The sequence below is a fragment of the Chryseobacterium sp. G0162 genome, assembly GCF_003815715.1.
In the GTDB taxonomy this organism is placed as follows: Bacteria; Bacteroidota; Bacteroidia; order Flavobacteriales; family Weeksellaceae; genus Chryseobacterium.
Window position 1 is genome coordinate 2117474 of sequence record NZ_CP033922.1, and the last position, 11363, is coordinate 2128836.

Consider the following 11363-nt stretch of genomic DNA (forward strand, 5'->3'; position numbering starts at 1 on the left):
CATGAAGATCTCTGTAATTATTCCTGTATACAACGCAGAAAAATATATATCGAAAGCTGTAGAATCTGCCTTACAACTCGATGAAGTGTATGAAATCATTTTGATAGAAGATAAATCTCCGGATCATTCGCTTCAGCGATGCAAGGAACTGGCTCAAAAACATAATCAGGTAAAACTTTTCCAACACCCTGACCTGGGAAATCATGGAGCCGGAGCCAGCAGAAACCTAGGAATAGAAAAAGCTGCTGGCGAATTCATCGCATTTCTGGATGCCGATGATTATTTCCTTCCCAACCGGTTTGATGCTGAAAAAGAACTTTTTAAGGATCCAAAAATAGATGGCGTTTTTAATGCTATTGGTACGGAATACCTTACTGAGAAAGGAAAAGAAGAATTCATGTCCAATATCAATGATAGTGAATTGCTCACCGTTAATTATCCCGCAGAAGGACATGAAGTATTCAGAGGATTACTTGGACTTACTTCCAAAGCTTTTGGTTCGTTCTTCACTTTAGATGCCCTTACCGTCAGAAGGCATTCACTTGAATCTAAAAAATTAAGATTTAATGAAGCGCTCCGTCTTCACCAGGATTCAGATTTTATTATCAAACTTGCCCATCAATGTTATCTGAAATCCGGGATTATAGATATTCCTGTCGCCATGAGAGGAATGCATGATGATAACAGAATCACCAAAATAGTAAGGTATTCTCTACAATATAACCAACGACAATTCCTGTTCTGGAATTCCCTTTACGATTGGTCTAATACCTTGCCTCTTGAAACAGATGTAGCGCAGCATATTTATCTTCAGAAAAAAGCATTCGAACTTTCTGGAAAAAAAGGGGTTTCAAAAACAATAGGATTACTGGCAGCTATTTTTAAAAATCCGAATATATTAAGAACAAAATATAGATTTACATATTCGCATTCATAATAATTTATTGTAAGGTTTTCAAGCATTCTGCGATCAAATAAGAAAAAAAACAGTGTTAATAATTCCCAATATTGAGGAATTATCATCCTATTTTCACCTCAAAAAAATATTTTTTTCACTTAAAAACATAGCTGCACCTGCTTCTATCACGTATACATCCTATTTTACAGAAAAATTGGGTTTTTAATAACCTTAAAATAAAATTAAAAGCTTAAATTTCGAATTCAAAAGGTACTAAATAAAACGCAATTGCAATTCTAAATTTATTGTAAAAAGGAGAAGAAATGAGGATCTCAGTAGTTATTCCCGTTTATAATGCAGAAAAGTATGTTTCCCAGGCAGTAGAATCTGTTCTTCAGTTTGATGAAGTTCATGAAATCATTCTGATTGAAGATAAGTCCCCGGACAATGCATTACAAATATGTCAGCAGCTCGCCGAAAAACATGAAAGAGTAAAACTTTACCAGCATCCTGATAAGGAAAATCATGGTGCCGGCCCAAGCAGGAACTTGGGCATAGAAAAATCAACCGGAGAATTTGTTGCTTTTCTCGATGCAGACGACTATTTCCTACCCAATAGATTCGATGCTGAAAAAGAACTGTTCAAAGATCCAAAAATAGAGGGAGTGTATGGAGCTCTTGGGGTTCATTACTATTCTGCCAAAGCAAAAGAGCAGTATTATCAATTATTCGAAGACAAACTGACCACGGTCTATAAAAAGTACGACCCCAAAGATGTTTTCCCCGGACAACTTCATATGCTGGGAAGCTTTGGTCTCTTCAGTATTGATACTTTAACGGTACGTAGGGAGGCTTTAATGAATAAAGTAAAAACTTTATTCAAACCTCATTTAAGACTTCATGAAGACACAGAATTTCTCTTCCGTCTTTCTTATTATCTTGATCTCTATCCTGGAATTCTCGACAAAGCTATAGCGATAAGAGGAGTACATGAAAATAACAGGATAACAAAGGTGGATCTTCGTCTCATAGATCCAGCAGTCTCCAGGGCTATTCTTTGGAAAGAAGTCAATCTTTGGTCCCACACTGAAAATGATATTTCAGAAGAAGTCAGGATCCATATCAAAAGGATGCACCGCAGTTTTGAGATTGCAAAAGCTCCTTTATTAAAAAAATGGGGAATGATTATAAAATATTTATTTACCGATTATAAAAGTATAAGGTCCGGATTATACAATATCAATTTCCGACATTCACTAATCTCTTAAAAATAAAAACCATACATTTACAGCTTACATTAAAACACAAAATCAAAAAAAGGATTGCGTTACAAATTCTCTGTTAAAATCATCTGAACCCTCTGTTGTTCGGCAGACTTTTTGAATCAACAACTCAATAGACAACCTATCTGTTTTTTTATAAAAAAAATCGGACATAAGTCTTTATAATTGATTATCTTGCAACGCTTTTCCGCACACAAATGATATAAAAAATTAAGTTGGCAAAAAAATGAAAATTTCAGTAATTATTCCTGTTTACAATGCTGAGAAATATGTTTCTCAGGCTGTGGAATCTGCTTTGCAGTTTGATGAAGTATATGAAATCATTTTAATAGAAGACCAATCTCCGGATAATGCACTGGAGGTATGTGAACATCTTGCCAAAAAATACGACAGGGTAAAACTTTACCAGCATCCGGACAAAAGAAATCATGGCGCTGGCCCAACCAGAAATCTGGGAATAGAAAAGTCCACCGGAGATTTTATTGCTTTCCTGGATGCAGATGATTATTTCCTTCCCAATAGATTTGACGCTGAAAAAGAACTTTTTAAACAGCCTGAAGTAGAAGGTGTCTATGGTGCACTTGGGGTTCATTATTATACAGAAAAAGCAAAAGAACAATATTATTCTTTATTTGGAGATCGATTAACTACTGTTTACAAAAGACATGATCCTAAAGATGTCTTCCCTGGACAAACCTATATGCTGGGGAGCTTTGGACTCTTCAGTATAGATGCATTAACGATCCGCAGGGATTCTTTAATGAAAAAAATGAAACCTCTATTTAAAGCAACTTTAAGGCTTCACCAGGACACAGAGTTCTTGTTGAGACTATCTTACTATCTTAATCTCTATCCCGGATCTATAGACAAAGCCATTGCTATACGGGGTGTACATGAAGACAATAGGATTACACAGGTAGATTCCAAAAAAGTAAATCCGGCAACTACCCGCGTTCTTTTATGGAAAGAAGTGGATGCATGGGCCAAAAATGAAACGACTCTTCCTGAACATATCAAGCTTCATATTAATAGAATGTACCGCAGTTTTCAGATTGCCAATTCCCCTAAGCCAAAAAGATGGCAAATGATCCTGAAATATCTTGTAACAGATTATAAGAGTATACGATCCGGTATTTATAACATTAATTTCAGAAATAATCTCTTCTAATTCTATACAATCTTTAAAAGAGATTACCTGCCTCTACTCATCATGATGGAGTCTCCTATTCGGGCAGTAATTTTACGACTTGATTCTTTATACAAATGGTTTCCATCCGTATAATCATATTCAGCATAATTTCCTGAAAAGTCAAAAAACGTTACATTCTGCTTTTTTGCTATATCCTTCAAAAGCTTATTAAAATAAGGATATTTTTTACTCTCTATAGCGGTAAGACTTTTCGATGTAGGAAGCCGGACCAGATATACCCTACCCTTCGTCCTTAGGTAATTAATCATTTCATTAATCGCTCTGAGACGTTCCGGTGAAAGTTCTACGGAATTGGCCAGCTCCTTATAAAACTGTTCCTTTCTATTCGTCCTTACGGCAACAGAATCAGCATGCATATTGATGTTTACTTCCAGCCAGCCGTCATCATGAAGAAAAGTATTGGATTTCCCTGCCTCTGCCCTTTCTGTATAAATCTTAAACCAGCTTCTGGTATAATGCTTCAGCAGATATTCATAATTAGGAGACCTGTCATAAAAATACATATCATTTAATGGAGAATGTTCTTCAGGAAAGTCTTTTTCCTTTTTGACCCCTTTATCCAATGATAGATTCCAGGGACTCACCGTCAGGATAAAAATTCCATTTTTAGTTTCAGGGTCTAATTTTCTTTTTAAAGCTTTAAAATAAATCTGCCCATAGGGTGACTCTACAATATTCAAAGAAAAATTATCAAAATTTGCAGAAAGTTTACTTTTTAAAACACCGGGAACTACACCCTGAGATCCACGGGAATCTCCTAGTATCATATTCTGAGGCTTTTTAACTGCAAAATGCATATAATTATCATCCGTATTGCCGTCCGCATAAGATCCAAGGATTACCAATACAATAAATACGGCAACACAATAAGGCACTATTTTAATTAAAAACTTCTTCATGCTAAAACTGAAAATAAATAAATTCATTATTCCCGAAGTTGGCATAACGGAGAATGATATAAATAACAACCAGATAGAAAATACGCCTTACCCAGGGGCTGAATCTTTTAATTTCCAATCCGTGGAACCTTTCCCTGTTGATCCATTCAATCATCATCATAAATCCAATCAGTCCCAATACTTTAAATGGTAATGCATGCGGAACAGACAACAATTCACGACTAAAAATTCTACCGATATAATGAATTGCCTGAGTCACAGACCCTGCTCTGAAAAAGATCCATGCCAGGCACGTAATCAGAAAGGTAATCAGAATTTGGAAACATTCCCTAAAGGATGGTAAAAATTTCCCCTGAGCTGCCACTTCCATATTCTGACGGTTTTTATTCATAATGAGTAAAGGCATAAAATACAGTGCATTCAGGCCACCCCAGATCATAAACGTCCAGTTGGCACCATGCCAGAATCCTGAAACCAGGAAAATAATAAATGTGTTTCTGATCTTCATCCAAAGACCTCCTTTGCTTCCTCCTAATGGAATATACAGATAGTCCCTGAACCACGAGGAAAGCGAAATATGCCACCTTCTCCAGAATTCTGCAATATCCCTGGAGAAATAAGGAAAGGCAAAATTTTTCAACAATTCAATTCCAAATAACCTGGAAACCCCCAAGGCAATATCTGAATATCCGGAGAAATCCCCATAGATCTGAAAAGCAAATAATACAGCTCCTATTACAAGATTACCAGGGCTTTCCGTTTGATAATTGTTAAATATCTCATTCACCAGCGGCGCGCAATTATCAGCAATGACCATCTTTTTGAAAAATCCCCAAAGAATTTGTCGCATCCCATCCACCGCTTGTTCATAGTTAAAAACTCTCTCCCGCTGTATCTGAGGCAAGAGGTGGGTCGCTCTTTCTATAGGACCAGCTACAAGAAGGGGAAAATAACTTACAAAAACAGCATAGTCAGTAAAGCTTCTTTCAGCTTTTATCCTTTTTTTATAGACGTCAATTACATAAGACAGGCCATGAAAGGTATAAAATGAAATTCCTACCGGAAGTATAATATTGAGTAACCAGACATTGACCTTAAAGCCAAAACCGCCAAGAAGTTCTGCAAAACTATCAACAAAGAAATTGTAATATTTAAAGAACCCCAGAAAACCAAGATTAATCACAATACTCAAAGTAAGCCAAAATTTAGCTTCCCGATTCGTCTTACTGTTCTCAATTTTGATTCCCGATATATAATCTAGACCAATGGAAAACATCAGTAAAAAAAGAAATCTCCAATCCCAGCAGGCATAAAAATAAAAACTGGCCAATAACAATAGCCTGTTCTGTTCCTGAAATTTTCTGTTGAATACAAACCAATAGAGACAAAATACTATCGGTAAAAAAATAAGAAATCCTATTGAATTGAATAACATAGTATATAGAAGTTATTGGTTATGATACTTCTCTGAAACCTTTAGTTCAGCCTTTACATTATTCTTTTTATAAAAAAAACTAAATCTGGATTCTCGTCTGAGATATGGATGAAGGGAACTTTTCTCATTTCTATAATTGTGTTGCTTTGTTACAAAAATAAAAATTTTTATCTGATCTTCAACTTTTTCAGATAATCTCTTAATGGTTTTTCTATAAATTGATAAAACAGAATACAGATTATAATAAGAAAAATTACGTAAATCCCAAATACGATATCAATGGAAAATTTATATTTTCCCCACTTTAAAAGCTCTCTCAGAATGTAGAGAACAGGAATATGAGTAATGTATATTGCAAAACTTGCCTCTCCCAGGTATTCCAAAGGTTTTAATGAGAAAAGCCTCGACAGAACTCCATTATTCCTTGAGATCAAGATAATAAGCGGAATAAACAACAATGCCATCAAACCATTGTGATAGAAAAATGAAGTAAACATCAGCGATAATATAATCAATCCAAAAATAATGACAATAGGAATATCATAGTTCTTCTGTCTCGAATTTCTCACAAAATAGAGCCCTGCAAGATTTCCCACCAGAAATTCATTGATATGCATCAGCGGAAAGTAATACAATAGTTCATGGATTTCTGTATGAGGTCCTTTATAATAAGATGACTCTGAATATAGACTGCAAAATGCCTGCGTAATAATCCATATGATAATGGTAATCACCCAAACACTTTTATTTCCTTTAGAATAAAAATGATTGTATAACAAAGGAAAGAGCAGATAAAACAGAAACTCTACAGAAATAGACCAACCTGGGAAATTCAGGACCATAGCCTCACCAGGAATCCAGCTCTGAAGCCCAAGCAAATATAAAAATCCTTTATAAATACTGAAGTCAGAATATCGGGTTACCAAATACAATAAAAGTCCCAGCACATATAAAGGGTAAATCCTTGCAAACCGGTTTTTATAATACTCGAAATATTCGATCTTATCTTTTTTGTGATAAGCCACAATCATAATAAAACCGGAAAGAATGAAGAAGTAGCTCACTCCTACATTGGCTTTCAGGAAAATATTTGATATATAATCGATTTTATATAAAAACAGATCTTTATTGAAATGGGAAATGACAATAGCCATCGCCGCAAGAAATCTGGTAAATGTAATCTGACTTATCTTCATAAGAACTGCTTAAACAGCTGTTGCATAAATTTATTTGTACATTTTTTAATCCACAGATCTTCACCGGCTTGTAATGTTACCGATATTTCTTATTCAAAATATCCACAACCTCTTCTAAAAAACAAACAAATAAAACCTTGATATAAAGTTATTTAATAAAAACACCGATGTATTTTCCTTCATATTCTACAACGGTAGTCTCTATCTTATTTTTTTCACAAAAATCTTGGTAGGAAGAATTATCGCCAATATCATCACTGATGAAAACACCTCCTTTTTTCAAATGATGGTAAAGTTCATCGTAAGCCCACATTCTTCCGTTATAACTTTTATCTGAATCATAGTGGAGAACATCGAATATTGTGTTTTCAGCAAAAATCTTCGGTAGTGATTCCCTGTCTGCAAAACGGAATAATTTCCATTTCCCTTTGAGAGTTTCAGGAACCACATATCCTACATATTGATCTCCATCCTGAGCCAAATAAGGCATATCTGAACTGTACAGTGTTCCGTTTCTTTTTACAAGAGATAATAATGAAGCTAATGAAGACCATCCATAGGCTACTCCCGTTTCTATAACATGTTGTGCATTGGTAAACTCACAGGCATAATAAATCAGTTCCAAAGCTCCGGGACCTCCCATTTTCACAGGACATTCCTTTTCTCTTTGATTGGCTTTCCCTAAAACTTCATGATAATCATTACGAAAAGTATCTATTTCTAATCCAAAAAGCTTTGAAATGGCTTCCTTCTGTGATACGGCCTTTTCAGCTGCCCAGGAATTGGTCTTTTCTTTCCCCTTAAAAGCATTACCTCTGTTAACCGTATTTTTAATAATCTTCCGGCCCAATTCCGGATAAAGATCCGGTCTTTTCAGATACCCGATAAATGTTTTAAGAACTCTCGTTATTTCACCCACTCTACAGCCTTTAATAAAAGCAAAAATAAAGTTTTTTTTTCATTTATATAAAAACGGATTATATTTGTGTAACTCAAGTGAAAAAAAACATTACCTTCTCTCTATGATGAAAAATGCCAGTTTACCATCAGGATTTCATTTTTCAATGAACAATTTTCTTTCAGTCTATTTCCTGAAATATTTGTCAGCCACAACTGATAAAAGGATGGAGTCTTTAAGTACAGAAATTAATTGTCAATACCCTTTATAAACCAACATGAAGTTTTCCATTCTTATTGCTCATTACAATAATGCTACATTATTCAGAGATTGCTACGATTCTCTGCTAAAACAAACCTATCCCGATTGGGAAGCCGTTATTGTGGATGATGCTTCTTCAGAAGATGAAAAAGAGCTTGTAAAAGCCATCATTGCAGGAGATCAAAGGTTTAAGTTTTTTGAAAATGAAAAAAATAGGGGTGTAGGGGTTACAAAAAGCAGACTTATAGAACTGGCTTCCGGAGACATTTGTGGCTTTGTTGATCCTGATGATGCCATCCTTCCTACAGCTATTGAAAAGGCAATTCAGGTTTTTAAAGATAAAAAGAAAGTAGTACTCACCTATTCCCGCTTTATGGGGTGTGACAAAGACCTGAAGCCCATTGCACCATTTAAATCTGCAATGCAGGTAAGGAACGGTGATCCTTATTTCTTCAATTATCCCAATCAGATCAATCATTTTGTAACATTCAGAAAGGATGTTTACGGACAAACAGAAAAAATGAATCCGGAATTAAGAATTGCAGAAGACCAGGATCTGTATTTAAAGATGTATGAAAAAGGGGACGTGTATTTTATAGATGACACCAATTATCTTTACAGGGCCCATTCAGGAGGTATTTCTCAGAATAATAATAAAGGTAAGTCTTATGATTACTTTGCACAGGTTGTCCTAGCGACTATGAAAAGAAGAAACCTTACCAAGATCAATGGAAAAAAGATCCCGGAAAATTACACCCATCATCAGGAGATTTTTGCTCTTTTGGAATATCAGCATGGAATTTGGTACAGGATTAAAAAAAATATAATTATTACTTTACAAAAACTTTTCAGATAATGGCACAAAATAAGAAAATACAGGTTCTTTTCAGACACCGCTCGATGGAAATGGGAGGAGTGGAAAAAGTAGTATTGAGCATGCTCAACAATCTGAATCGTGACAAATTTGAATTAACCATTTGCCTCAACATGAATCAGGGAGAACTTCGAAATGAAATTCCCGACCATGTAAAAAAGGTTTACCTCACTGAAGGCAAAGAGGGGTTTTCTCAAAATCCATTCATCAATAAACTTCAGCTTGTCCGCAGAAGATTAAAGCTGATGCGAATATTAAAAAGTCCCAGAATATCTGATCGTATCTTAGGAAATAAAAAATTTGACATAGAGATCTCTCCTTCTTACGCCACATTCTCATCGGTCAATAATTCAAGCAATAAACATTCAAAAAAAATAGGATGGTTTCACTCTGAAATCAATTTGCCAGCTTTGCAACCTGCAGTTCCGGAGATTATAGAAAACTTTCAAAAGTTTGACCATATGATCTACTGTTCGAAAAGGATCAAAGAAATGATGCATCTGTATTACCCGGACTTAAAATATCCTGCAGAAAGTGTAGTCATCAATGCCATTCCTATTGAAGAAATTAAAAAAAAGGCAGAAGAGAAATTAAAAGATTTCCCTCAAGGACCAGTCTTTGTTTCTGTAGGCAGGCTCCATCACAGAAAAGGCTATCACAAACTTATTGATGCTCATAAAAAACTGATAGACGAAGGTTTCCATCACAGTATCTTAATACTTGGAAACGGAGAAGAAATGGAAAACCTGAAAGCTCAAATCAGCACCAATAATGTTCAGAGCACATTTATTTTATGTGGCAATCAAATGAACCCCTATCCTTATATTAAAAATGCAGATTACTTTATTCTTCCTTCCGAGTCAGAAGCATGGCCACTTGTGATTGCCGAAGCACTGATTCTTCAAAAGCCGATTATTGCAACAGATACCGGCGATGTAGGAATTATGATTAAAGATCGCGAAACAGGATATCTGATCAATTACGAAACTAACGAAATGTATGAAGCGATGAAAAAATTCCTTTCTGATCCGGAATTAATCTCCAGAATCAGAAAGAACCTTCTTACGATCGAAGATCAGTTTGACAATCAAAAGATCTTCAATGCCGTTGAACAGATCCTTGAGAATCTTTACCAGCAAAAACAAAGTGAATGATGGTTATGCAACCATCATTCACTTTCAAAGTTTTCCAACCCAATAATATTCATCAGATCTGACACTGTTTCCATATTTTTAAACTGATCAGGATCAAGCTGTTGATCGAAGTTTTCATCTACAAAAGCAATCACAGAAAGTAAACTGATAGAATCATAATTTTCCAGATCTTTCAGCTTGGTTTCCTTGCTCAGCGCTTGATTTTCTTCTAGTTCCTCTTGTAATTTTTCTAAAAAAACGGAAGTTTTCATATATTTTAAATTTTGTGATTTGTGAATTAAACATCTATAATGGTAGCGGCCCAGGAATACCCTACTCCAAAGCCGGCAAGCAAAATCTTATTTCCTTTTTTTAACAGGCCTTTATCCTGCATATTTTTCAGTGCAATGGGAATCGTTGCGGAGACTGTATTTCCTGTTTTCTCCATATCAATGTAGAATTTTTCGGTGGGAATTTTTGTCTTCTTTCTCAAATAATTCAGCATAAAAGAATTAGCCTGGTGAAAAACAAAATAATCAATATCATCCATAGTAAGACCATTTGCATTCATGGTTTCTTTAATCAGCCCCGGTATCTTTTCTATAGTAAAATTAAAAATTTCAGGTCCGTTCATATAAAGATTCTCAGGATTGAATTCATGATTGGGATTTACAAGAAAGTTCGTCCTGAAACCTCCTTTTTTCACTATTAAGTTTTCAGCCCCGCTGCCATCAGTGCCTATACAGAATTTATAATCTCCTGCATCCGTATCTTTCTCAACAATTACTGAGGCTGAAGCATCTCCAAACAGGCAACGGTTTCCTTTATCTTTTGGATGAATATGTTTGGTATACGTTTCTGAAGTGATTAACAAAATAGTGTTGGCAATTCCAGCGGTAATTAATCCTTTAGCAAAAGCCAATCCATAAACAAACCCGGAACAGCCCAAATTGAAATCTACAGCCCCAATATTTTTTCTCAATCCCAGTTTATCCTGTAGAATACAAGCAGTGGTGGGAAGGAAATAATCCGGGCTTTGGGTGCAGAAAAGAATAAAGTCTATTTTGTTCCTGTCATAATCCTCAAAAACCTTTTCTGATGACTGTATAGCCAAGTCCAGCACAGTCTCATTTTCTGAAGAAATATGACGTTGCATAATCCCTACTTTTTCCCGGATTCTTTCAGAACTCCATTCAGGAAATTCCTTTTCCAGATCCATGTTAGTAAGAATCAATTCAGGTAAATAATATTCTATTTTAGAAATTCTTATCATATA

At 35.2% G+C, this 11363-nt stretch carries 11 protein-coding genes; 5 read left to right on the forward strand and 6 right to left on the reverse strand.

Annotated elements, in window-relative coordinates; translation table 11 throughout:
* The first annotated feature begins 1 nt into the window (after position 1).
* From EG344_RS09715 to EG344_RS09725, 3 genes are all read left to right on the forward strand, one after another.
* Positions 2-937 (forward strand): glycosyltransferase family 2 protein, encoded by a 936-nt coding sequence (locus EG344_RS09715; RefSeq protein ID WP_123909258.1) that lies wholly within the window; start codon positions 2-4, stop codon positions 935-937.
* 284 nt (positions 938-1221) lie between these two features.
* The gene (locus tag EG344_RS09720; protein ID WP_123909259.1) at positions 1222-2166 is read left to right on the forward strand and encodes a glycosyltransferase family 2 protein; all 945 of its coding nucleotides are present in this window, start codon (positions 1222-1224) and stop codon (positions 2164-2166) included.
* A 241-nt stretch (positions 2167-2407) separates the two neighbouring features.
* Positions 2408-3349 (forward strand): glycosyltransferase family 2 protein, encoded by a 942-nt coding sequence (locus EG344_RS09725; protein ID WP_123909260.1) that lies wholly within the window; start codon positions 2408-2410, stop codon positions 3347-3349.
* 23 nt (positions 3350-3372) lie between these two features.
* On the opposite strand, the gene EG344_RS09730 is transcribed toward EG344_RS09725, so the two are convergent.
* The 4 genes from EG344_RS09730 to EG344_RS09745 form a co-directional block, all read right to left on the reverse strand.
* Positions 3373-4290, reverse strand: a complete 918-nt coding sequence (locus tag EG344_RS09730) for a hypothetical protein (protein WP_228412896.1) — start codon at positions 4288-4290, stop codon at positions 3373-3375.
* Position 4291: 1 nt separating this feature from the next.
* Positions 4292-5725 (reverse strand): MBOAT family O-acyltransferase, encoded by a 1434-nt coding sequence (locus EG344_RS09735; protein WP_123909262.1) that lies wholly within the window; start codon positions 5723-5725, stop codon positions 4292-4294.
* A 167-nt stretch (positions 5726-5892) separates the two neighbouring features.
* Positions 5893-6921, reverse strand: a complete 1029-nt coding sequence (locus EG344_RS09740) for an acyltransferase family protein (protein ID WP_123909263.1) — start codon at positions 6919-6921, stop codon at positions 5893-5895.
* A 148-nt stretch (positions 6922-7069) separates the two neighbouring features.
* Entirely contained in the window at positions 7070-7840 is a 771-nt protein-coding gene (locus tag EG344_RS09745) for a class I SAM-dependent methyltransferase (protein WP_123909264.1), read from the reverse strand.
* A 256-nt stretch (positions 7841-8096) separates the two neighbouring features.
* On the opposite strand from EG344_RS09745, the gene EG344_RS09750 reads away from it, so the two are divergent.
* Together EG344_RS09750 and EG344_RS09755 are read left to right on the forward strand one after the other, a co-directional pair.
* A complete protein-coding gene (locus EG344_RS09750; RefSeq protein WP_123909265.1) occupies positions 8097-8936 on the forward strand; it encodes a glycosyltransferase family 2 protein in 840 nt (279 codons plus the stop codon).
* Positions 8936-10108, forward strand: a complete 1173-nt coding sequence (locus tag EG344_RS09755) for a glycosyltransferase (RefSeq protein ID WP_123909266.1) — start codon at positions 8936-8938, stop codon at positions 10106-10108. The genes EG344_RS09750 and EG344_RS09755 overlap by 1 nt, the downstream gene beginning before the upstream one ends.
* A 14-nt stretch (positions 10109-10122) precedes the next feature.
* On the opposite strand, the gene EG344_RS09760 is transcribed toward EG344_RS09755, so the two are convergent.
* On the reverse strand, positions 10123-10359 hold the full coding sequence (locus EG344_RS09760; protein ID WP_123909267.1) for a phosphopantetheine-binding protein: 237 nt from the start codon (positions 10357-10359) through the stop codon (positions 10123-10125).
* A 26-nt stretch (positions 10360-10385) separates the two neighbouring features.
* Positions 10386-11360 carry a 3-oxoacyl-ACP synthase III family protein gene (locus EG344_RS09765; RefSeq protein WP_123909268.1) on the reverse strand — a complete coding sequence of 325 codons (975 nt, stop codon included), beginning with the start codon at positions 11358-11360 and terminating at the stop codon, positions 10386-10388.
* Positions 11361-11363: the final 3 nt, after the last annotated feature.